The organism is Mycobacterium sp. VKM Ac-1816D (assembly GCF_000416385.1).
GTDB classification, from domain to species: domain Bacteria; phylum Actinomycetota; class Actinomycetes; order Mycobacteriales; family Mycobacteriaceae; genus Mycobacterium; species Mycobacterium neoaurum_A.
On the sequence record NZ_AOHQ01000124.1, the window covers coordinates 12,563 to 33,886 of the forward strand.

20 protein-coding genes are annotated in these 21,324 nt (G+C 67.4%); 13 read left to right on the plus strand and 7 right to left on the minus strand.

Annotation, left to right across the window (positions count from 1 at the left end):
- The first annotated feature begins 17 nt into the window (after positions 1-17).
- Positions 18-446, plus strand: coding sequence for a nuclear transport factor 2 family protein (locus tag G154_RS07555; RefSeq protein ID WP_019510212.1), 429 nt, complete (start codon positions 18-20; stop codon positions 444-446).
- Here the strand turns inward: G154_RS07555 and G154_RS07560 are convergent.
- Both G154_RS07560 and G154_RS07565 read right to left on the minus strand, forming a co-directional pair.
- Complete coding sequence (locus tag G154_RS07560; RefSeq protein ID WP_019510211.1) at positions 435-1,481, minus strand: PucR family transcriptional regulator ligand-binding domain-containing protein; 1,047 nt, start codon at positions 1,479-1,481, stop codon at positions 435-437. The genes G154_RS07555 and G154_RS07560 overlap by 12 nt on opposite strands.
- A gap of 94 nt (positions 1,482-1,575) precedes the next feature.
- Entirely contained in the window at positions 1,576-3,009 is a 1,434-nt protein-coding gene (locus G154_RS07565; RefSeq protein ID WP_019510210.1) for an APC family permease, read from the minus strand.
- Between the two features lie 246 nt (positions 3,010-3,255).
- On the opposite strand from G154_RS07565, the gene G154_RS07570 reads away from it, so the two are divergent.
- The 5 genes from G154_RS07570 to groL all read left to right on the plus strand — a co-directional run bounded on the left by G154_RS07570 (position 3,256) and on the right by groL (position 9,657).
- Positions 3,256-5,532 carry a propanediol/glycerol family dehydratase large subunit gene (locus G154_RS07570; RefSeq protein ID WP_019510209.1) on the plus strand — a complete coding sequence of 759 codons (2,277 nt, stop codon included), beginning with the start codon at positions 3,256-3,258 and terminating at the stop codon, positions 5,530-5,532.
- Positions 5,529-5,888 (plus strand): diol dehydratase small subunit, encoded by a 360-nt coding sequence (locus tag G154_RS07575; RefSeq protein ID WP_019510208.1) that lies wholly within the window; start codon positions 5,529-5,531, stop codon positions 5,886-5,888. Before G154_RS07570 ends, G154_RS07575 begins: the two co-directional genes overlap by 4 nt.
- Positions 5,885-7,468, plus strand: a complete 1,584-nt coding sequence (locus G154_RS07580) for a diol dehydratase reactivase ATPase-like domain-containing protein (RefSeq protein WP_019510207.1) — start codon at positions 5,885-5,887, stop codon at positions 7,466-7,468. The genes G154_RS07575 and G154_RS07580 overlap by 4 nt, the downstream gene beginning before the upstream one ends.
- A gap of 178 nt (positions 7,469-7,646) precedes the next feature.
- Complete coding sequence (groES, locus tag G154_RS07585) at positions 7,647-7,949, plus strand: co-chaperone GroES (RefSeq protein ID WP_023985374.1); 303 nt, start codon at positions 7,647-7,649, stop codon at positions 7,947-7,949.
- Between the two features lie 85 nt (positions 7,950-8,034).
- Positions 8,035-9,657 carry a chaperonin GroEL gene (gene groL, locus G154_RS07590; protein ID WP_019510205.1) on the plus strand — a complete coding sequence of 541 codons (1,623 nt, stop codon included), beginning with the start codon at positions 8,035-8,037 and terminating at the stop codon, positions 9,655-9,657.
- A gap of 155 nt (positions 9,658-9,812) precedes the next feature.
- On the opposite strand, the gene G154_RS07595 is transcribed toward groL, so the two are convergent.
- Positions 9,813-10,307: a hypothetical protein gene (locus G154_RS07595; RefSeq protein WP_019510204.1), complete on the minus strand. Its 495-nt coding sequence runs from the start codon at positions 10,305-10,307 to the stop codon at positions 9,813-9,815.
- A gap of 34 nt (positions 10,308-10,341) precedes the next feature.
- Complete coding sequence (locus G154_RS07600) at positions 10,342-10,818, minus strand: nuclear transport factor 2 family protein (RefSeq protein ID WP_019510203.1); 477 nt, start codon at positions 10,816-10,818, stop codon at positions 10,342-10,344.
- 114 nt (positions 10,819-10,932) lie between these two features.
- Between G154_RS07600 and G154_RS07605 the strand changes: the two genes are divergently transcribed.
- Positions 10,933-11,331, plus strand: a complete 399-nt coding sequence (locus G154_RS07605; RefSeq protein ID WP_019510202.1) for a VOC family protein — start codon at positions 10,933-10,935, stop codon at positions 11,329-11,331.
- Positions 11,332-11,337: 6 nt separating this feature from the next.
- Here the strand turns inward: G154_RS07605 and G154_RS07610 are convergent, their stop codons facing one another.
- Entirely contained in the window at positions 11,338-11,628 is a 291-nt protein-coding gene (locus G154_RS07610) for a WhiB family transcriptional regulator (RefSeq protein ID WP_019510201.1), read from the minus strand.
- Positions 11,629-12,016: 388 nt separating this feature from the next.
- Between G154_RS07610 and G154_RS07615 the strand changes: the two genes are divergently transcribed.
- The 3 genes from G154_RS07615 to G154_RS26925 all read left to right on the plus strand — a co-directional run bounded on the left by G154_RS07615 (position 12,017) and on the right by G154_RS26925 (position 14,679).
- Positions 12,017-12,811, plus strand: a complete 795-nt coding sequence (locus G154_RS07615; RefSeq protein WP_019510200.1) for a hypothetical protein — start codon at positions 12,017-12,019, stop codon at positions 12,809-12,811.
- An 88-nt stretch (positions 12,812-12,899) separates the two neighbouring features.
- On the plus strand, positions 12,900-13,478 hold the full coding sequence (locus G154_RS07620; protein WP_023985375.1) for a sigma-70 family RNA polymerase sigma factor: 579 nt from the start codon (positions 12,900-12,902) through the stop codon (positions 13,476-13,478).
- Positions 13,471-14,679 carry an anti-sigma-D factor RsdA gene (locus tag G154_RS26925; RefSeq protein ID WP_019510198.1) on the plus strand — a complete coding sequence of 403 codons (1,209 nt, stop codon included), beginning with the start codon at positions 13,471-13,473 and terminating at the stop codon, positions 14,677-14,679. The genes G154_RS07620 and G154_RS26925 overlap by 8 nt, the downstream gene beginning before the upstream one ends.
- Before the next feature lie 7 nt (positions 14,680-14,686).
- On the opposite strand, the gene G154_RS07630 is transcribed toward G154_RS26925, so the two are convergent.
- A complete protein-coding gene (locus G154_RS07630) occupies positions 14,687-15,091 on the minus strand; it encodes a DUF5319 domain-containing protein (protein ID WP_023985376.1) in 405 nt (134 codons plus the stop codon).
- Positions 15,092-15,225: 134 nt separating this feature from the next.
- Here G154_RS07630 and guaB point away from each other — a divergent pair, with 134 nt between their 5' ends.
- The 3 genes from guaB (at position 15,226) to G154_RS07645 (ending at position 19,797) form a co-directional block, all read left to right on the plus strand.
- Entirely contained in the window at positions 15,226-16,767 is a 1,542-nt protein-coding gene (gene guaB, locus G154_RS07635; protein ID WP_019510195.1) for an IMP dehydrogenase, read from the plus strand.
- Positions 16,768-16,809: 42 nt separating this feature from the next.
- On the plus strand, positions 16,810-17,949 hold the full coding sequence (locus G154_RS07640; protein WP_192817330.1) for a GuaB3 family IMP dehydrogenase-related protein: 1,140 nt from the start codon (positions 16,810-16,812) through the stop codon (positions 17,947-17,949).
- Between the two features lie 102 nt (positions 17,950-18,051).
- Positions 18,052-19,797 carry an FAD-dependent oxidoreductase gene (locus tag G154_RS07645; protein ID WP_019510193.1) on the plus strand — a complete coding sequence of 582 codons (1,746 nt, stop codon included), beginning with the start codon at positions 18,052-18,054 and terminating at the stop codon, positions 19,795-19,797.
- Positions 19,798-19,877: 80 nt separating this feature from the next.
- Here the strand turns inward: G154_RS07645 and G154_RS07650 are convergent, their stop codons facing one another.
- A complete protein-coding gene (locus G154_RS07650; protein WP_023985377.1) occupies positions 19,878-21,323 on the minus strand; it encodes a catalase in 1,446 nt (481 codons plus the stop codon).
- Position 21,324 lies beyond the last annotated feature (1 nt).

Consider the following 21,324-nt stretch of genomic DNA (forward strand, 5'->3'; position numbering starts at 1 on the left):
GACGGAATCAGGCGGCGATGAGTAGGGACCAGATCACCGAATTGCTCTACCGATACGCCGAACTCATCGACGCCGGTGACTTCGACGGCGTCGGCGCCTTGCTCGGCCGAGGCAACTTCATGGGTGTCGCCGGCACCGAGGCCATCGCCAAGCTGTTCGCGGCCACGACGCGCCGGTTCCCCGAACATGGCAACCGCCCCCGCACCCGGCATCTGGTGCTCAACCCGATCGTCGACATCGATGGTGATTCGGCAAGGGCGCGTTCGACCTTCGTCGTCGTGCAGCAGACCGACACCGTCGCACTGCAACCCATCGTCGTCGGCCGTTACGCCGACACCTTCACCAGGGACGCCCAGGGCTGGTACTTCACCAGTCGCCACGTCGATATCGAGATGCTCGGTGATGTCTCCGATCACCTGATGATCGATCCACGGTCATTCGGGTAGCCGGGAACCGACGCGCGCCTCGTTGATCTGGTGCACGCGCACACTGACTTCCAACTGGAAACGGTCGGCCGGGTTCTTCAGTGACAATCCGGTGAGATCCTCGATCAGCTTGATCCGGTACAGCAGCGAATGTCGATTCAAGAACAATGCCCGCGCCGCGGCGCTGGTGTTGATGGCCTCGTTGAGCAGGATCTCCAGTGTGTGGACGAGCTGGCCGCGGCGGGTCGTGTCGTAATCGATCAGCGGCTGCAGGGTTTTCAGGATGGTGGCCATGCTGCGCGGGTGTTGGCGCAGCACCTCGGCGAACTGCAGCGGTCCGATCGGCGCGTCGGGCACCGAGGCCGTGGCGACGGTCACCGAGTGACCGTGCCCAGGCGGCAGCAACACCCAGCTGATCAAGCCGTCCGGCAGACCACTTGCCTGCCAAGCGGTTTCGACCAATGCCGAACCGGTCGAGGCCGGCAACACTGCCGAGAAGTGACTCATCACCAGATCGTCGGTCACCGACGTCTTGGACGTGACCCCGGCGGCGCGCGCCGATCGGGCCAGTGTGTCGGCGAACGTATGCGCGTGCTCGGGCCAGCGCGGGTCGTCGTCCTCGCGCCTGCCGATGACCATCTGGATGGGCCGGTCGTCCGGGGCGGGTGTGACCAGGGGGAGGAGCTGGCGCTGGATGTCGGCGAAGGGCACCTCCCACGGCAGCATCACCAGCGGGAACTCGTGCTTGTCGGCCAGCGGTACCAGCGTGGCCAGCAGCTCCCGGGTATCGATGTCCGGTGGCCCGCCGAGCGCCACCCCGGCGGCCGGCGAGGACATCAGGAAGGTGAGGAAATCGCGGACCCCGGGCTGGCGGATGTCGGTACCGGTCGTCAGGACGAAGTCGCCGGGCCGGACGAAGTCTTCGGCGGGCGCGTGCATGATGTCGACCCAGAGCACCTCGCGGATCAGACCGCGGTGCCCGCCGAGCACCGAGCCCTGATCCAGCGGCGGGATAGTCAACGCCGCTGCCACGGTCAGTGGCGCACCCGCAGACATGTCGCCCGTTTCCTCTCGAACTCGGCGGGCCGCTGATACCGCCGGATTTCGACGGTATCAGCGACCCGCGACGCGCTGAGGGGACTCCCTGCGATCAGGACTTCGGAATCGACAGGTCGTCGGGTGCCCGTCCGCTCAGCGCGGCGCCGATGCCGAGGAACACCACCGGTGCGATACCGAAGATGATCGCCAGCGTCGTCGACCCGCCGACCACCAGGGTCAGGTTGGCGACGATCAGAGCCACCGCGGCGGCGAGTGCGATCGTCCCGACGACCGCCAGCACGATGATGTTCACGGGACCGCCGCGGCGCTTGAAGAACAGGCCCACCGAGATCGTCGTCAGCAACCAGAGGATGGACAGGCCCCAGATGCCCAGGCCGCCGAGCGGTCCGAAGATCTGCAGCACCGGGTCGAGGCCGAGCAGGACGAACACGCCCATGATCACCATGGACACCACGGTCACCAGGACCGAGGCATTGGCCGGTGATCCCAGCTTCGGGTGCACTTCACCGAGCTTGCGGGGCAGCACGTTGTCGCGGCCGAGCACGAAGGTGTACCGCGAGCAGATGTTGTGGAAGGCCAGCGCGCAGGCGAACACGCTGACAAACCAGAACAGTGTGGTCAAGTCCTTGCCGAGCATGCCGAGGTACTTCTCGGCGGTGTTGACCATGAAGTTGTCCGGGTCGTCCTTGGCCACCTGGATGGCGTCGTTACCACCGTTGCCCTCGACCAATGCCCAGCTGGAGAACGCGTAGAAGCTGGCGACGATGCCGACGGCCCAGTAGGTGGCACGCGGCACCGTGCGGTCGGGGTCGCGTGCCTCGTCGCGGAACACGGCCGTGGCCTCGACTCCGACGAAGCCCCACAGTGCGTAGAGCAGCGCGATGCCGAACGCGCCGGAGATGCCCGACGGGGTGAACGAGTCACCGGTGATGCCCTTCTCGCCGCCCTGGATGACGATGACGAAGTCCAGCACCACCAGGATCGCGACCTCGGACACTAGGAAGATGCCGAGCACCTTGGCGCTGAGTTCGATATCGCGGTAGCCGAGGAAGGCGATGATCAGCAGCACCAGGCCCGTCAGCACCCACCACGGCACCGCCGGTGCACCGATGATCTCCAGCAGGCCGGCCAGGATGACGCCGTCGTAGGCAGCCACTGCCAGCAGGGTCGCCATGTACGCGGGCAGCGCGAGTACCGCCGCTCCGGTACCGGCTGCCTTGCCGAGGCCCTTCTGGATATAGGCGTAGAAGGCGCCGGTATCGGTGACGTACTTCGACATCGCCACGAAGCTCGCGGCGAACAGCAAAAAGATCACACCCGCGACAAGAAACGCCACCGGGATGCCGGTCGAGTCACCGAGCACCATCGCGATCGGGACGTTGCCGCCCACCGTCGACAACGGGGCCGCCGCCGCCACCACCATGAGCACGATGGCGGGCACACCCAGGTTGCCGCGCAGCCGACCGCGGCTGTCCGGTGGCGTTGCGCCGCCGGGTTTGTCGCCCGTATTGAGCACTTCGGACATGTAAGGAACCTCCTCTGCGCACGGAGCAGGCGTTCGTCGGCTCCGAGTCCGGGGAAAGTGTGCGACCCGCACGGGGTGTCTGCCAGAGGTCTGCATCACTTTCCAACATCTTGTTGTAATCCAGTCACAGCTGCCGCGCCGGTGGTGTGTTCTTCTCACACAGGTTGTTGGAAGCTCTCCGCGTCCCGTTGTACGTCCCGCACCGCTGGCCGATGCTGTATCCACCCCGCGACGAGAGAGGTCATCGTGAACAGCCCCGAACCGGAGCCGGACCACCGGCTCGGACGCATCCGTCTGCTCGATGAGCAGCGCGTCAACCTCGACGGCTTTGCCGAACCCGATCCCGCGCTCGGCATGATCTCGCATCTGTCGCCCAACGACCCGGAACCGTCTTGGATTGTCGCCGACGACGGCACCGTGCTGGAGATGGACTCCACCCCCGCCGCCGATTTCGACGCCATCGACGAGTTCGTCGTGCGCTATGCCATCGACCACACCCAGGCGCCGGTGTCGATGGCGATGTCGGAGGTCGAACTCGCCCGCCTCATCGTCGATTCCAGCGTGCCGCGCGCCGACGTGCTCACGGTGTGCTCGGGGCTGACGCCGGCCAAGATGGCCCGGGTGGTGGCCGGGTTGCATCCGGTCGAGATCCAGATGGCCATGATGAAGATGCGCGCCCGACGCACCCCGGCCAACCAGGCGCATGTCACCAATCGGCTCGATGATCCGCTGCTGATCGCCGCCGACGCGGCGACCGCGGTGGTGTACGGCTTCCGCGAGCTGGAGGCCACCGTCCCCGTCCTCGACGACGCGCCCGCGGTGGCCGTCGGGTTGCTGATCGGCTCGCAGGTGCCCGCCCCCGGTGCGTTGACCCAGTGCTCGGTCGAAGAGGCCCGCGAGCTGGAACTCGGTGTGCGCGGGCTCGTTTCGTATGCCGAAACCGTCTCGGTCTACGGCACCGAGCAGGTGTTCACCGATGGTGACGACACCCCGTGGTCCAAGGCGTTCCTGACGTCGTCCTACGCCTCGCGCGGTATCAAGATGCGGTTGTCCAGCGGCGCGGGCTCGGAGGTGCTGATGGGGGCGGCCGAGGGCAAGTCGATGAACTATCTGGAGTCCCGCTGTGTCGCGTTGGCCAAGGGGATCGGCGCCCAGGGTGTCCAGAACGGTGGCGTGGACGGCGCGGCGATCACCGCATCGGTGCCCGGTGGGGTCAAGGAGTTGCACGCCGAGAACCTGATGGTCATGTTGCGCGGGCTGGAATCGTGCAGCGGTAACGACTCGCTGATGAGCGAGTCGACCATGCGCCGGACCAGTCGCACGCTGCCGACCCTGTTGTCCGGATCGGATTTCATCTTCTCCGGGTTCGGCTCGATCGTGTCCTACGACAACATGTTCGGCCCATCCAACTTCAACGCCGACGACCTCGACGACTACCTGGTGATGCAACGCGACTGGGGCGTGGACGGCGGCCTGCGATCGTGCGACCCGACGACGCTGGAGGCCATGCGCCGCCAGGCCGCCGAGGCCACCCGCGCGGTGTTCGAGTATCTGGGACTTGCCGATTTCGACGATGATCACGTCGAAGCCGTTGTCGCCGCGGCAGGTTCGAAGAACCTCCCGCAGACCGACGGGGTGCAGGTGCTCAGTGCCGCCCGGATGATCGACCAGTCGGGTCTGACGGTGCTCGACATCGTCACCGCGCTCGCCGAGACCGGATTCACCGAGTTGGCCGACCGGGTGCTGGGCATGGCAAAGGCCCGGGTCAACGGTGACTATCTGCAGACCGCCGCGATCTTCGACGAGCAGATGAATGTGCTTTCCGCACTGGAAGATCCGAACGATTACCGCGGCCCCGGCACGGGCTACCGGCCGACCCCGGAACGACAGGCGCAGATCGACGCGGTGCGTCAGGCCCGGTCGGTGACCGACCTGGTGCGTGAGCAGGCGACCTTCGCCGAGCCCGACCGGCTGCGGATCCTCGGACCGGCGGACTTCGGCACCGATCCGCGCGAGGTGGTGGTCGGTGTGTCACCGGCGTTCGGCACAAAGCTGTTCTGCACGCTGTCCGGGATGACGATCTATGAGGCCCTCGAACAGATCCTGGCCGGGCTGGAAGAGGAGAAGTGCGTGCCGCGGGTGGTGCGCATCGCCGACAGCATCGACCTCGGGATGATCGGCAAGTCGGCGGCCGGCCTGTCCGGATCGGGTATCGGGGTGGGGTTACAGGCCAAGGGCACCACGCTGATCCACCGTCGCGACCTGCCGCCGCTGGCCAATCTGGAACTGCTCAGCGTGGCCCCGCTGATCTCACCGGAGATGTACCGGATCATCGGTATCAACGCGGGCAGACATGCCAAGGGCGCGACACCGTCACCGATGCGCAACGCCTACACCGACGAGGCCATCACCGCGCGCTACCACACCAAGGTGGTGTCGATGGTCGCCATCGAGCGGGCCGAGAGCCTGGCCCTCGACGGCGGCGAACGTCGCCGCAACATCGACATGGAGTTCACCCGATGACCGCACTTTCGCACTCCGGGCGCAGCATCGACGATGTCACCGTCGAGGCCGCCTGCAACGGTGAACTCGTCCTCGACGACATCCGGATCAGCCGGGACACCCTGTTGCGCCAGGCCGAGAACGCCGAACACAGCGGATCGCTGCAACTCGGGCTCAACCTGCGTCGGGCCGCGGAGATGACCGCGCTCACCGCCGAGGACATGCTGGCCTCCTATGAGGCGCTGCGCCCGGGGCGGTCGTCGTTCGAGGAACTCGAGGAGCTGGCGGCCCGGTTGGCCGCCCAGGATGCCCCGACGTGCGCCGCGCTGGTGCGCGAGGCTGCCGTCGTCTACCGGCGGCGCGGCCTGTTGCGATGACGGTGTGGGCCGGTGTCGACATCGGCAACGCCACCACCGAGGTGGTGCTGTGTCGTGATCGCGACGTGGTGGCCAGTGGGCGGACGCCGACCCGCGGCGGGAAGGGTTCTCCGCGGGCGATTCAGGGTGCGGCGCAACTGATCCGGCGACTGGCCGACAAGCACGGGCTGACCGTCGAACGGGCCGCGTTCGCGCCGACACCGCCGGTGCATTCGACCGTGGAACGGGTTCGACTGCAGGCCCGGCGCACGGGCCGGCTGGCCATCGTGTTGCGGTCGGCGGCCACCACCGCCGGTGACGCCGCGGGCGTGGGTGTGCCGGTCCCGGTCGATCGGCTGGCCTCGGTGGATTCGGGTGAATCTGTCATTGCCTGTGCCGCAGCAGAATTCGGGTATGCCGAGGTGGCTGCCCTGGTGAATGACGCAGTGGCTGCGGGCTGCGATATCGCCGCGGTGCTGACGGCCAACGACGAGGCCGTGCTGATCTCCAACCGGCTGAACAAGGCACTTCCGGTGGTCGATGACGTCGACGTGCAGCAGGTGCTCGCATCGACGCTGGTCGCGGTCGAGGTGCGGGAGGGCATGTCCCCGCTGCAGCGCCTCACCGACCCGTTCTGGCTGGCCGATGCCTTCGCCCTCGGCGATGACGAGCGCGCCGATGCCCGCACCGTGGCCGACCAGCTGTTCGACAGCGTATGCGCGGTGGTCACGCTGGATGCCCAGGCCGATGCCGACGAGCCCCTCTCCGAGCCGGAGCTGCCCGACGGGCTGGTGCACATCGTGCAACTGGCCGATATCGCCGCAGCGGCCAATGTCCGCCGCGGCGCGGTCGCCGTCGACAGCCTGGTGATGGCGACGATGGGCGGCGACGATGTCTCGCCTGCCGATGCCGACGCGCTGGCCGCCGCGCTGGGGGTGCCGGTCACCCGGATCGACTCCGAGGCCGCCGCCGCGCGGGCGGGTGCGCTGACCACGCCGGGACTGCCTGCCGATGTGGTGGTCGTCGACGTCGGTGGCGGCACCGTCGATGTGGTGGCCGCCGGTGACCGGGTGGTGCTGCCGGGGGCCGGGCAATTGTTGACCGCGGCGACCGCCGCCGCGCTGGACATCTCGACGAGCGCGGCCGAGTACGCCAAGCGCGCCGAGGCGGTGACCGCGGTGACGGTGCAGCTCGTCGAGGACGAGCACGGACGCCGCCGGTTCCTGGACACCCCGATCGACGGACGCTCCACCGGATGGCTGTTGACGGCGGCACCCAGCGGGTTGCTGCCCTTCACCGCGGCGATGGCGGCCGCGGAGTGGCGCAGCTGGCGGTTGGCGGCCAAGCGGCTGGTCATCGGGGGAAATGTCACGCGCGGCGTACAGGACGTCGGGGCAGACGCGACAGCGGTGCTGCTGGTCGGCGGCGGAGCCGGTGATGACGAGCTGGTCCGGGCGCTGGCCGAACGGCTCGGCCACGATGTCTCGGTGGGCCGCGGGAACGTCGCGGGTGAGCTGGGGCACCGATTCGCGGTGGCGTACGGGCTCGTCGTCCTCGCGATGGCCGGGACCGCGCAAGCTGGAGAGGCCGCTGCGGGGTAGCGCCTGCACATCCCACCCTTGAGTGCTAGCACTCGCGTGTATAGAGTGCTAGGTGGCACGCGGCCACACCCGGCGCCGGCACCCGCGACGACGGTGCGAGGGCTCGGACGCATGCCGAACACCTAAAAATCATGGACCCGGAACATTCCCGGTCTCCGATACCTAGTGGAGGGCTCCAATCGTGGCAGTCAACATCAAGCCACTCGAGGACAAGATCCTCGTTCAGGCCAACGAGGCCGAGACCACGACCGCTTCCGGTCTGGTCATCCCGGACACCGCCAAGGAAAAGCCGCAGGAAGGCACCGTCGTCGCAGTTGGCCCCGGCCGCTGGGATGAGGACGGCGAGAAGCGGATCCCCCTGGACGTTTCCGAGGGTGACACCGTCATCTACAGCAAGTACGGCGGCACCGAGATCAAGTACGGCGGCGAGGAGTACCTGATCCTCTCCGCGCGTGACGTCCTGGCTGTCGTCAACAAGTAAGCAGCTGTGTACCGCCCCGGAAGTCCCCGTCGATGGGTGACGTCCGGGGCGGTCGGCTTTGCCCCCGGCACATCAAAGGACATTTATGAGCAAGCAGATTGAATTCAACGAAACTGCGCGCCGCGCCCTGGAGGCCGGCGTGGACAAGCTCGCCGATGCCGTCCGCGTCACCCTCGGCCCGCGCGGCCGGCACGTGGTGCTGGCCAAGGCGTTCGGCGGACCGGTCGTGACCAACGACGGTGTCACCATCGCCCGCGAGATCGACCTGGAGGACCCGTTCGAGAACCTGGGTGCCCAGCTGGTCAAGTCGGTGGCCACCAAGACCAACGACGTCGCCGGTGACGGCACCACCACCGCGACCGTGCTCGCCCAGGCCATCGTCAAGGCCGGCCTGCGCAACGTCGCCGCCGGTGCCAACCCCATCGCGCTCGGCGCCGGGATCGGTAAGGCCGCCGACGCGGTGTCCGAGGCTCTGCTGGCCGCGGCGACGCCGGTCAGCGACAAGACCGCGATCGCCCAGGTCGCCACCGTGTCCTCGCGCGACGAGCTGGTCGGTGACCTGGTCGGCGAGGCCATGACGACCGTCGGTGCCGATGGTGTGGTCACCGTCGAGGAGTCCTCCACCCTGGAGACGCTGCTCGAGGTCACCGAGGGTGTCGGGTTCGACAAGGGCTTCATCTCGGCCTACTTCATCACCGACTTCGACGCACAGGAAGCGGTGCTCGAGGACGCGCTGGTGCTGCTGCACCGCGACAAGATCAGCTCGCTGCCCGATCTGCTGCCGCTGCTGGAGAAGGTGGCCGAGGCCGGCAAGCCGCTGCTGATCATCGCCGAGGATGTCGAGGGGGAGGCGCTGTCGACGCTGGTCGTCAACTCCATCCGCAAGACGCTCAAGGCCGTCGCCGTGAAGGCGCCGTTCTTCGGTGATCGCCGCAAGGCGTTCCTGGAGGATCTGGCCGTCGTCACCTCCGCGCAGGTGGTCAACCCCGATGTGGGTCTGACGCTGCGCGAGGCCGGCCTGGACGTGCTGGGTTCGGCCCGTCGCGTCGTGGTGACCAAGGACAGCACCGTGATCGTCGACGGTGCAGGCACCCAGGACGCCATCGAGGGCCGCAAGGCCCAGCTGCGCAGCGAGATCGAGGCCACCGATTCGGACTGGGATCGCGAGAAGCTCGAAGAGCGCCTCGCCAAGCTGTCCGGCGGCGTCGCGGTCATCAAGGTCGGTGCGGCCACCGAGACCGACCTGAAGAAGCGCAAGGAAGCCGTCGAGGACGCAGTGTCGGCGGCCAAGGCCGCCGTCGAAGAGGGCATTGTCACCGGTGGTGGCAGCGCGTTGGTGCAGGCACGTAAGGCACTGGACGGCCTGCGCGGCTCGCTGACCGGTGACGAGTTGCTCGGCCTGGAGGTCTTCTCCTCCGCGTTGTCGGCCCCGCTGTACTGGATCGCCACCAACGCCGGGCTCGACGGCTCGGTCGTGGTGAACAAGGTCAGCGAACTGCCCGTCGGGCAGGGCTTCAACGCCGCGTCGCTGACCTACGGTGATCTGCTCGCCGAGGGCATCGTCGACCCGGTCAAGGTGACCCGCTCCGCGGTGCTCAACGCGGCGTCGGTCGGCCGGATGGTGCTGACCACCGAGACCGCGGTCGTCGAGAAGCCGGCCGAGGAAGAGGATCACGCCGGACACGGACATCACGGCCACTCGCACTAGGTTCTCCCGAGCAGTCCAAAACTGCCCCAAATCTTCGGATTTGGGGCAGTTTTGCTGGGGGCACCTCCCGCTTGCGGGGGACGGTTCAGCGAAGGCCACGTCGACTCTGCGTCCACGGCGCGTTCGTGCGAGTAGTCGGCGCCCAGATCGCAGAGTCAACGATCGAAATGCGGATCGCCTACCCGCAGCGTCGGCTGGATAGACACCAGCTGATAGGGCGCGTCACCGTCGCCGGAGGTGAAGGACACCACGAGGGTGTCGGGTGGGAACCCGGTGGCCAGGTCGTTGAGCGTGCGGGGCAGGAACACCTTGGCCTTGGCATTGCCGTACCAGTTGGGGTCCGACGGCGAGACGTCGAGCGGACGCACCTGATCGATGGTGCTGTCCCAGGTGCGCACGGCCGAGGGCGCGTCGACGAATCCGGTGGACTTCAGGTAGACCTCGCCCGGACCGGTGAGGGTGATCGCGGGACCGCCCCCGACGGGTGCGCCAGTGATGGTGCCGTCCACGGCGTCGGCGGTCACCGACGCCAGGCGGACGGTGCAGACGTGGTCGGACGCAGGAACGCAGAACTCCGGCAGCGGGAGCGCGTGCGCCGGGGCGGCGCCGGCCAGGGCCAGGGCGGCGAGGACGGGCAGGCTGCGAAGCATCACGAATCGTTTATCGGTGCGTCCGGCGACGGAGTTACACCGCCACCCGTCGGATCAGGTCGTCGAGCGCCACCAGGTCCAGATAGGCCACCACCCGGGCGATCTCTCCGCCACGCATCGTCATCGACCAGGCGTACTCGTTGACATAGGGCTTTCCGTCCACCGCGGTGGCGGTACCGCGCCACAACGCCACCACGCGATCGCCGTCGGTCACCAGATCGTGCACGGACGCCTGGATGGGACCGGTGAGCCGGTCCAGAACGGGTCGGGCGCCGCGGTCGAGGAACTCCTGCCGCGAGGTGTAGACCGACGGGTTCTGCGCCCTGGCAACGGTCCAGTGCACATCCTCGGCCAGCAGCGCGTAGAAACTCTCCGGCCCGCCGACACCGCGCGCGAACGCGTCGCGGATCCGCTGTTCGGCATCCGGTGGTTCGGCATGTGCCGAACCCGTGCTCGCCAACATGGAGAACAGGATCGCCACCAGCACAGTCGTTTTGGCGAGAACGTTCATGATGTCAACGTATGCACGCTGAACGACGGGTGACAGGGTGTGTTGCACCCACCGAGATCTGACCGGAGTCGGAGCGGTTGACCTCAAGTATTGTTGGGGTTGCACACTGTGGGCATGTCCGTGCCCATCGCTCAGATTCGATTCGCCCGTCCCACCGACCGACTCGCCGAGGTCGAGCAGTTCTATGCCGAACATCTCGGTCTGCCCGTGCTGTATCGGTTCGAGAATCACACCGGCTACGACGGCGTCATGGTGGGTCTACCGGGAACCGATCAGCATCTCGAGTTCACCGCGCATGTCGATGGAAGCCCTTGTCCGGCACCGACAACGGACAACCTGCTGGTGCTGTACTTCCATTCCGAGGTGGAGATGTACGACATCGTGGAACGGTTGGGCGTCAACGGTCATGAAACCGTGGAGCCGGAGAACCCGTATTGGACAGGTGTGGGGGCACTGACCTTCGCCGACCCGGACGGGTGGCGGGTGGTCCTGGTGCCGCGGCCGGTCTTCTGAGCCGGCTCAGGCCGACCGGCGCATCCCGCGCTTGAGCAGAAGCTCCCGCTCGGACTCGGACAGACCGCCCCAGATGCCATAGGGCTCGCCGACGGCCAGTGCGTGGGTGCGGCACTGTGTGATCACCGGGCATGTCCGGCACAGTTCCTTGGCCCGCATCTCACGCTGCGCGCGGGCTCGGCCGCGTTCGCCGTCGGGATGGAAGAACATCGAGGAATCGACGCCTCGGCAGTGGCCCTTCATCTGCCAATCCCAGATGTCGGCGTTGGGTCCGGGCAGTTGCTGCGGCTGTGGCATGTCAAAACCTCTCTCTTCGAACCCATTTCGCGAGACCACGCGAGTGCGTGATCCGCGGAACTGAACCGAGTCCGTGTCGCCGATGACTGCTCGTGAACACAAGGTAGAAGCGCGGGAGAAAAATCGTCAATAGGCGACCTCACCGCGCAAACGCATAACTGCAGGGTGCGAATTTACGTCACGTTCATCATGTTCACTTGCGAGAAATCCGAAGAGTGCTTTGCGTCCGGTTGTCTCGCGCCCACCGCCACGGTTTTCCCTGCTCGCGTCAATTCGGCCGGTTTGCCACCTCGCGCCCGGTTGATCTGTTCGTAACGTGGCGACCATCAAGTGTTAACCAAGGTCGAATTGGTCACGTTTTTGCCCGCATTGATAGCGTCCGAAGGCGATGGCGACCCCGACGATCACCCCTTCCGCCCTGCTGACGGACGCAGCCTTCGGTGCCCAACCGCAGCTCTGGCCGCTTCCGCAAGCGCACGATCCACAGCAGCGATGGCTGCGCGCGGTCGCCGCCGGCGGCCAGGGTCACTATGGGACCGCATTCGCCGAACTCGACGAGATCATCCGGCAGCGCTGCGACGGGCCGACCACCGCATTGGCCTACAGCACGAGGGCGTCCTTCCTGCGACAGCTCGGGGGGCATCGCACGGCGCGCCGGTGGGACGGTCACGCGCTGGTGTCGGCCGGAACCGACCCGCAGGCGCGCGCCGACGCGCTCGTCGGGCTGGCGGCCGATGCGCTCGGAATCGGCAGGTTGGCCGCCGCTGCCCGGCTGCTGCAGCGCGCCCCCGGCGACTCCGGCGAACCCCGGCAATCCGTGCGCAGGCACTGGGTATCCGCCGAGTTGGCGATGGCGTGCGCCGACGGGCCGGCGGCGATCGGTCATGCCGAACAGGCGGTGCAGGAGGCCGACACGCTCGGGTCGGTGCGACACCGCGCCAAATCGCAGGTGGTGCTGGCCGCCGCCCTGTGCTGCACCGGCGACCTGAACGCGGCGCGTCGCGTCGCGGACGCCGCCTACACACTCACTGCCGAGTTCGGGCTGGTCCCGCTGCATTGGGCGGTCAGTTGCCTGCTCGCCGATATCGACAGCGCTGTCGGATCGGCAGCCGCCATCGCGGCCGCGCGGGACCTGGCCGCCGAGACCATCCGAAACCGCGGCGGCGTGTGGGCGGGCCACTGAACCGTTCCACCCGGTTGCGATCGTTAATGTTTGTGTGGCGCACCCGCCCGGTTGCGTCCCGTCCGTAACGCTGGAGAGATCACCCACGATGACCATTTCGGGAGAACGTCTCGATGAAGTCGTCGCTGATGCTGTGGCGGGGGACAGGGACGCTCTCAGGGTGGTCTTGGAGACCATCCGCCCGATCATCGTCCGGTACTGCCGGGCCCGGATCGGGTCCGCTGAACGAAGTGGTCTGTCCGCAGACGACATTGCGCAGGAGGTGTGCTTGGCCGCCATCACGGCGTTGCCGCGTTACAGAGATCAGGGACGACCGTTCCTGGCCTTTGTGTACGGCATTGCTGCGCACAAGCTCGCCGACGCGCACCGGGCGTCGGCACGCAATCGCGCCGAGCCGACCGACAACGTGCCGGAGCGACTCTCCGGTGAGGCCGGGCCCGAACAGCTCGCACTCGATGCCGACGCATCGGCTCGGATGGAGAAGCTGTTGGCCATCCTGCCCGAGAAACAGCGCGAGATCCTGATCCTGCGTGTGGTGGTCGGGATGAGCGCGGAGGAGACTGCCGAGGCGGTCGGGTCCACACCCGGTGCGGTGCGGGTCGCCCAGCACCGCGCACTGGCCAAACTCAAGACACAGATTGCGGGAGGAGGGGAAGAATATGCCTGATTTCGGTCGCTGGACCGCCAACGGCGGTGACCCCTCACTCAACGACATCAACCGCGCCGATCGGTTCCTGGACGCGCTCGCGGGCGAACAACCCGTGTACTCCACCGACCGCGGCGACGCCGAACTGGCCGCCCTGCTGTCCGGCTGGCGCGACGAGGTCCGGCACGTCCCGATGGACCATGTCGTCTCGCCCTCGCAGGCCACTGCCGCACTGGTCGACGCCACCAACCGCCCGACGACCCGAAACCGCTTCGGGCTGGCCGTCGTCGGATCCGCGGCCGCCGCCGTGCTCTGTCTCGGCGGGTTCGGCACCGCGGTGTTCGCCGCAGGCCCCGGCGACGGGCTGTACGGCATCCGCACCATGATCTTCGGCGAAGAGCGCGCCACCCGCGACGATGCCGTGGTGCTGGCCGCCCAGACCGAGCTGGCGCAAGTGCAGCAGCTCGTCGACAACGGCCAGTGGGACCAGGCCCAGGAGAAGCTCGCCGCGCTGTCGTCGACGGTGCAGAGTGTGGGCCCGGTCGAACAGAAGCAGGATCTGATCCAGCAGTGGAATGCGTTGACCTACAAGGTCGTCGAGCAGAATCCGGCCGCGACGCTGCCGCCCCCCGGTGAGCCGATGCCGGTCCTGCCACCGTCCCCGCTGACCCTGCTTCCGGTGCCGGTGATCGAGGAGAGCCGCACCGCTACCACCACGCCGGGTCCCGAGGTGCCAGCCACGACGACAACCACTGAGACCACCGGGCCGACCACCGGGCCGACCACCGAGACCAGCCCGTCCGGCACCAGCTCCACCGAGACGAGCCCGGCCACCACGAGTCCGTCCGAGGGGAGCACGTCCGAGCCCGCGACCAGCGCGCCGGACGCCGCCACCACGTCGCCGGCACCGTCGAGTGCGCCGACCACCACCGCGCCGGCCACGTCCTCGACGACGTCCGCGCCTGCTGCGACGACGACCACTGCACCGTCGGCGGCTACCACGACGACCACGGTGGCACCGACCACAAGCACCAGGACGACGGTCACCACCACCAGCACCACGGTGGCACCGCCGGCGACGAGCGCCGCACCGGAGCCACAGCAGGAAGCGCCCGCTCAGGCGCCGGCGACCACGGAACCGGCGGTTACCACGGAACTCGAGCAGTCAACCTCGACGGTCGTGACGACCACCACAACTGTGCCGGTCGGCGAGGGCGGATAACCGCCTTTCAGCGGAAGCCGTCGTGCTCCGTCGTCGCCTCGTTCAGCGAAGCGTCGGCGTAGCCGCGGCAGTAATCCCAGGTGACGTAGGCGTCGGGCTCGGGATCATAGGCAGGCTCGTGCGGGCGGACGGTGCCGTCGACCAGCAGCTGCAGCAGGTTGGCCCGCAGCATGTCCCAGTCGTGATAGTGATCCTGCTGGCAATCGTCGCAGCAGACGACCAGACCGCGAATGCCCTTGTGCGCCAACAGCGCTTCATATACCGCAAGATCGGCCAGATCGGCTTCTACGGCGCTGCGCTCCTGCGGGTCGAGTGGGAGACCGGGCTCGATCGCATCAAGAGCCGCCGAAGGATCGGACGGGTCATCGGCGAACGGGTCAGGTGGCAGGCCCGGCGGGAGGTCATCACGCACGGATCTAGCCTACGCAGCCGCGCTGGCTTCGCGCCACCGGTTGCGCGGCGTGCCGCGCCCGGGCCGAGTCTCCAGGTCATTGCCGATAGGATGGCCTCTTAGATTCACGACTGTTGCTAGTGGAGGCTCCACCCATGTCGATCGCTGAAAGCAGCGTCCCGCTCGCCTTACCGGTCCCTACCGGCGGTGACGATCCGACCAAGATCGCCATGCTGGGCCTCACCTTCGATGACGTGCTGCTGTTACCGGCCGCGTCCGATGTCGTGCCCGCCAATGTCGACACGTCCAGTCAGCTCACCAAGCGCATCCGGTTGCGGGTGCCGCTGGTCAGCTCGGCAATGGACACCGTCACCGAGTCGCGGATGGCCATCGCGATGGCGCGCGCCGGCGGTATGGGCGTGTTGCATCGCAATCTGTCGATCGCCGAGCAGGCCGGACAGGTCGAGACCGTCAAACGGTCCGAGGCAGGCATGGTCACCGACCCGGTGACCTGCTCGCCGGACAACACCCTCGCCGAGGTCGACGCCATGTGCGCGCGCTTCCGCATCTCCGGTCTGCCCGTGGTCGATTCGGCGGGCGCACTGGTCGGGATCATCACCAACCGGGACATGCGCTTCGAGGTGGACCAGTCCAAGCCCGTCTCGGAGGTGATGACCAAGGCGCCGCTGATCACCGCCCACGCCGGGGTCTCGGCCGAGGCCGCGCTGGGGCTGCTGCGCAGGCACAAGATCGAGAAGCTGCCGATCGTCGACGGCAACGGCAAGCTGACCGGACTGATCACGGTCAAGGATTTCGTCAAGACCGAGCAGTTCCCGCTCTCGACCAAGGACAGCGACGGGCGGCTGCTCGTCGGCGCCGCCGTCGGTATCGGCGACGACGCCTGGACACGCGCCATGACTCTGGCCGACGCCGGTGTCGATGTGCTGATCGTCGACACCGCGCACGCACACAACAGGCTGGTGCTCGACATGGTGAGCCGGCTCAAGGCTGCCGTCGGTGAGCGGGTCGATGTGGTCGGCGGCAACGTCGCGACACGCGCCGCCGCGGCCGCGTTGTGCGATGCGGGCGCCGACGCGGTCAAGGTCGGCGTCGGCCCCGGCTCGATCTGCACCACGCGCGTCGTCGCCGGCGTCGGGGCGCCCCAGATCACCGCCATCCTGGAAGCCGTCGCCGCCTGCTCGCGCAAGGGTGTGCCCGTCATCGCCGACGGTGGCCTGCAGTACTCCGGCGATATCGCCAAGGCGCTGGCCGCCGGCGCCTCCACCGCCATGCTCGGATCCCTGCTCGCCGGCACGGCGGAATCCCCGGGCGATCTGATCTTCGTCAACGGCAAACAGTTCAAGAGCTACCGCGGGATGGGCTCGCTGGGTGCCATGCAGACCCGCGGACCGCAGAAGAGCTTCTCCAAGGACCGCTACTTCCAGGACGATGTGCTCTCCGAGGACAAGCTGGTGCCCGAGGGCATCGAGGGCCGGGTGCCGTTCCGCGGACCGCTGTCCACGGTGATCCATCAGCTGACCGGCGGGTTGCGCGCCGCGATGGGCTACACGGGTTCGGACACCATCGAGCATCTCCAGCAGGCGCAGTTCGTGCAGATCACCGCGGCCGGGCTCAAGGAGAGCCACCCGCATGACATCACGATGACTGTCGAAGCTCCGAACTACTACGCCCGATAAGGCTCCCGATCAGGCCCGAAAGGGGCTTTCCACATGCGTGACATGGTCGAAATCGGCATGGGCAGAACCGCCCGCCGCACCTACGAACTCGACGACATCAACATCGTCCCGTCCCGGCGCACCAGGTCGTCCAAGGACGTCTCGACGGGCTGGCAACTCGATGCCTACCGTTTCGAGATCCCGGTCGTCGCGCACCCCACCGACGCGCTGGTGTCGGTCGAATTCGCCATCGAGATGGGCAAGCAGGGCGGTCTCGGCGTGCTCAACGGTGAGGGCCTGATCGGTCGGCACGCCGACGTCGAGGCCAAGATCGCCCAGGTCACCGATGTTGCGGCTGGGGCGTCCGATGAATCCGCCGCGATCCGCCTGCTGCAGGAACTGCACGCCGCACCGTTGAACCCCGAACTGTTGGGGGCCGCGGTCGCGCGTATTCGGGAGTCCGGAGTGACCACCGCAGTACGGGTCAGTCCGCAGAACGCCGCCGCGCTGACGCCGTCGCTGGTGGCGGCCGGTCTGGACCTGCTCGTCATCCAGGGCACCATCATCTCGGCCGAGCGCGTCGCCAAGGATCACGACGGCGCCGGCGAGCCGCTCAACCTCAAGACCTTCATCTCCGAGCTCGACGTGCCGGTGGTGGCCGGTGGCGTACTCGATCACCGCACCGCACTGCACCTGATGCGCACCGGAGCCGCCGGCGTCATCGTCGGGTACGGGTCCACCTCGGGGGTCACCACCTCCGACGAGGTGCTGGGCATCAGCGTGCCGATGGCCACCGCGATCGCGGATGCCGCGGCAGCCCGGCGCGAGTATCTCGACGAGACCGGCGGGCGCTATGTGCACGTGCTGGCCGACGGCGATATCCACACCTCCGGCGACCTGGCCAAGGCGATCGCCTGCGGCGCCGACGCGGTGGTGCTGGGCACGCCGTTGGCGGTGGCCGAGGAGGCCCAGGGCGGTGGCTGGTTCTGGCCTTCGGCCGCGGCGCATCCGTCCTTGCCGCGCGGCGCACTCCTGCAGGTCGGGCTGGGGGAGCGCCCGCCGTTGTCGAAGGTGCTCAACGGTCCCTCGGATGATCCGTTCGGTTCGCTGAACCTCGTCGGCGGGCTCCGCCGCTCGATGGCCAAGGCGGGCTACTGCGATCTCAAGGAATTCCAGAAGGTTGGTCTGACCGTCGACGCGTAGTCGATCGGGCGGCCGGCGGACGGGATCGCGCAACCACGAGGTCTTTACAAGTTAGGCCTCCCTGTCTAGCTAGTTACCCGTCGGTAGTCCCATAATGGTCGGATGAAGCCTGACTATGACGTCTTGATCATCGGTTCGGGATTCGGCGGCAGCGTCAGCGCGCTGCGCCTCACCGAAAAGGGCTATCGGGTCGGCGTACTCGAAGCCGGCCGGCGATTCGCCGATGAGGACTTCGCGAAGACCTCGTGGAACCTGCGCAAATTCCTGTGGGCGCCGCAGTTCGGTATGTACGGCATCCAACGCATCCACCTGCTGCGCAACGTCATGATCCTGGCGGGTGCGGGTGTCGGCGGCGGATCGCTGAACTACGCCAACACTCTCTATGTCCCGCCTGCACCGTTCTTCAACGATCCGCAGTGGAAGGACATCACCGACTGGCAGGCCGAGTTGATGCCGCACTACGACCAGGCCAAGCGGATGCTCGGCGTGGTCACCAACCCGACCTTCACCGACGCCGACCGGATCATGAAGGAGGTCGCCGAGGACATGGGCGTCGGGCACACCTTCGTGCCCACCCCAGTCGGGGTGTTCTTCGGTCCGGACGGTGAGAAGACGCCCGGCAAGACCGTCCCCGACCCGTACTTCGGTGGGGTCGGCCCGGCCCGCACCGGCTGCATCGAGTGCGGCGAGTGCATGACGGGCTGTCGGCACGGCGCCAAGAACACCCTGCTCAAGAACTATCTCGGACTGGCCGAGCGAGCCGGCGCGCAGGTGCACCCCCTCACCTCGGTCCGGGAGTTCTCCCAGCGGCCCGACGGCGTCTGGGAGGTGCACACCGTGCGCACCGGCGGCAAGCTGCGCCGACGGAAGAAGACCTTCACCGCCAACCACCTGATCCTCGCGGCAGGCACCTACGGCACCCAGAAGCTGCTGTTCCGGATGAAGGACCGGGGCAAGCTGCCCCGCTTGTCCGATCGGCTCGGCGTGCTCACCCGCACCAACTCCGAATCCATCGTCGGCGCCGGGCGACTCACCGTCGGTGACGACCTGAACCTCACCCACGGGGTGGCGATCACCTCGTCGATCCACCCGACGGCCGACACGCACGTCGAACCCTGCCGATACGGCAAGGGCTCGAACGCGATGGGTCTGCTGCAGACGCTGATGACCGATGGCACCGGGCCGGAGGGCACCGACGTGCCGCGCTGGAAGCAACTGCTGGAAACCGCGCGCAACGACCGTCGCGGCACCCTGCGCCTGCTCAACCCGCGCAGGTGGAGCGAACGCACCATGATCGCGCTGGTCATGCAGCACCTGGACAACTCCATCACCACGTTCAGCCGCAAGACCTGGTTCGGCTACCGCATGCTCGACAGCAAGCAGGGCCATGGTCTACCCAATCCGACCTGGATCCCGGCAGGTAACGAGGTGACCCGACGGATCGCCGAGAAGATCGACGGGGTCGCAGGCGGCACCTGGGGCGAGCTGTTCAACATTCCGCTGACCGCCCACTTCCTCGGTGGTGCAGCCATCGGCGACAGCCCGGAGCACGGCGTCATCGACCCCTACCAACGGGTCTACAACTATCCGACGCTCTACGTCGCCGACGGCGCGGCCATCTCGGCGAACCTCGGGGTCAACCCGTCACTGTCGATCACCGCGCAGGCGGAGCGGGCCGCCGCGTTGTGGCCCAACAAGGGTGAGGCCGACCTGCGGCCCGCCCAGGGCGAGCCCTACCGGCGGCTGGACCCCATCGAGCCGGTCAAGCCCGTCGTCCCGGTGGAGGCGCCCGCCGGACTGCGCCGGCTGCCCATCGAACCGGTGTCCAAGCTGTCGCCCTCGGCGTAAGCGGTGCGCCACGGTGCGCTCAGATCGACATCCTTGCGGGTTTCTCGACCTGAGCGCACCGTCGCGGCTGTGTGCGGTGGCTACTTGACGGCCGCCTCGACGCGGTCGCCGAGGTCCCTGTCGACATTGCGCCAGTATTCGAATGCGCGCTGCAGCACCGGCTCGGACACGCCGTCGGACAGATGCCCGGCGATGTTGGACACCAGACGATTCCGGGCCGCGTCATCGAGCACATCGCGCACGAGCGTCCCGGCCTGGCCCCAGTCGTCGTCCTCGGCGTGCAGGCTGTACGCCGCCCGCACCATATCGCCGTCGGCATGCCAGAGCGCTTCGGCCGTGCGGGCCGGATCGGCCGCCGGACCACCGTAGGAGTTCGGTGCGTACACCGGGTCGGTGATGTTGGTGACCCGCATCGCGCCGTCCTTGGAGTAGCTGTGCACCGCGGTCTTCGGCGAGTTGACCGGGATCTGCTTGTAGTTCACCCCGAGCCGATGCCGGTGGGCATCGGCATAGGCGAAGTCCCGCGCGAGCAGCATCTTGTCCGGGCTCAGTCCGGTGCCCGGCACCGCATTGTTGGGCTCGAAGGCCGCCTGCTCGATCTCCGTGTGATAGTCGGTGACGTTACGGTTGAGCGAGAGCTTTCCGACGTCGATCAAGGGATAGTCGGCGTGCGGCCACACCTTGGTCAGGTCGAACGGGTTGAACCGATAGTCCTTGGCATCCTCGAACGGCATGATTTGCACCTTGAGAGTCCAACTGGGGAACTCGCCGCGCTCGATCGCGTCGAAGAGGTCGCGTTGGTGGACATCGCCGTCCTTGCCCGCCATCTCGTCGCCCTCGTCCTGGGTGTAGAACTCGATGCCCTGATCGGACTTGAAGTGGTACTTGACCCAGGAGATCTCGCCGTCGGCGTTGATCCAGCTATACGTGTGGCTGGAGTACCCGTTCATGTGTCGCCAGGTGCGCGGAATACCCCGATCGCCCATCAGCCAGGTCACCTGATGCGCGGATTCCGGTGACAGGGTCCAGAAATCCCACTGCATGTCGTGATCGCGCAGATTGTTGGCGGCGCGACGCTTCTGCGACCGGATGAAGTGCTGGAACTTGAGCGGGTCGCGGATGAAGAACACCGGGGTGTTGTTCCCGACCATGTCGAAGTTGCCGTCTTGGGTGTAGAACTTCACGGCGAACCCGCGCGGGTCGCGCCAGGTGTCCGGGCTGCCGCGCTCGCCCGCGACGGTCGAGAACCGGGCCAGCGTCTCGGTCTTCACACCGGGTTGCAGGAACGCGGCCTTGGTGTAGGCGCTGACATCGTTGGTGACCTCGAAATGGCCGAACGCGCCGCCGCCCTTGGCATGGGGCTGGCGCTCCGGGATGCGTTCGCGGTTGAAGTTGGCCATCTGCTCGATCAGGTAGTGGTCCTGGAGCAGGATCGGTCCATCTCTGCCGATGGTCAGCGAATGCTCGTCGCTGGGTACGGGAATTCCGGCATCGGTGGTCGTGGGCTTGGGCTGGGTGTTGGTCACC

Coding starts and splice junctions, on each gene's coding strand:
- G154_RS07620 (WP_023985375.1), top strand. CDS start 12,900: ATGACCATTTCGGGAGAACGTCTCGATGAAGTCGTCGCTGATGCTGTG.
- G154_RS07560 (WP_019510211.1), bottom strand. CDS start 1,481: ATGTCTGCGGGTGCGCCACTGACCGTGGCAGCGGCGTTGACTATCCCG.
- G154_RS07600 (WP_019510203.1), bottom strand. CDS start 10,818: ATGAACGTTCTCGCCAAAACGACTGTGCTGGTGGCGATCCTGTTCTCC.
- G154_RS07565 (WP_019510210.1), bottom strand. CDS start 3,009: ATGTCCGAAGTGCTCAATACGGGCGACAAACCCGGCGGCGCAACGCCA.
- G154_RS07555 (WP_019510212.1), top strand. CDS start 18: ATGAGTAGGGACCAGATCACCGAATTGCTCTACCGATACGCCGAACTC.
- G154_RS07615 (WP_019510200.1), top strand. CDS start 12,017: ATGGCGACCCCGACGATCACCCCTTCCGCCCTGCTGACGGACGCAGCC.
- G154_RS07640 (WP_192817330.1), top strand. CDS start 16,810: ATGGTCGAAATCGGCATGGGCAGAACCGCCCGCCGCACCTACGAACTC.
- G154_RS07595 (WP_019510204.1), bottom strand. CDS start 10,307: ATGCTTCGCAGCCTGCCCGTCCTCGCCGCCCTGGCCCTGGCCGGCGCC.
- G154_RS07580 (WP_019510207.1), top strand. CDS start 5,885: ATGACGGTGTGGGCCGGTGTCGACATCGGCAACGCCACCACCGAGGTG.
- G154_RS07610 (WP_019510201.1), bottom strand. CDS start 11,628: ATGCCACAGCCGCAGCAACTGCCCGGACCCAACGCCGACATCTGGGAT.
- G154_RS26925 (WP_019510198.1), top strand. CDS start 13,471: ATGCCTGATTTCGGTCGCTGGACCGCCAACGGCGGTGACCCCTCACTC.
- groL (WP_019510205.1), top strand. CDS start 8,035: ATGAGCAAGCAGATTGAATTCAACGAAACTGCGCGCCGCGCCCTGGAG.
- G154_RS07605 (WP_019510202.1), top strand. CDS start 10,933: ATGTCCGTGCCCATCGCTCAGATTCGATTCGCCCGTCCCACCGACCGA.
- guaB (WP_019510195.1), top strand. CDS start 15,226: ATGTCGATCGCTGAAAGCAGCGTCCCGCTCGCCTTACCGGTCCCTACC.
- G154_RS07645 (WP_019510193.1), top strand. CDS start 18,052: ATGAAGCCTGACTATGACGTCTTGATCATCGGTTCGGGATTCGGCGGC.
- G154_RS07575 (WP_019510208.1), top strand. CDS start 5,529: ATGACCGCACTTTCGCACTCCGGGCGCAGCATCGACGATGTCACCGTC.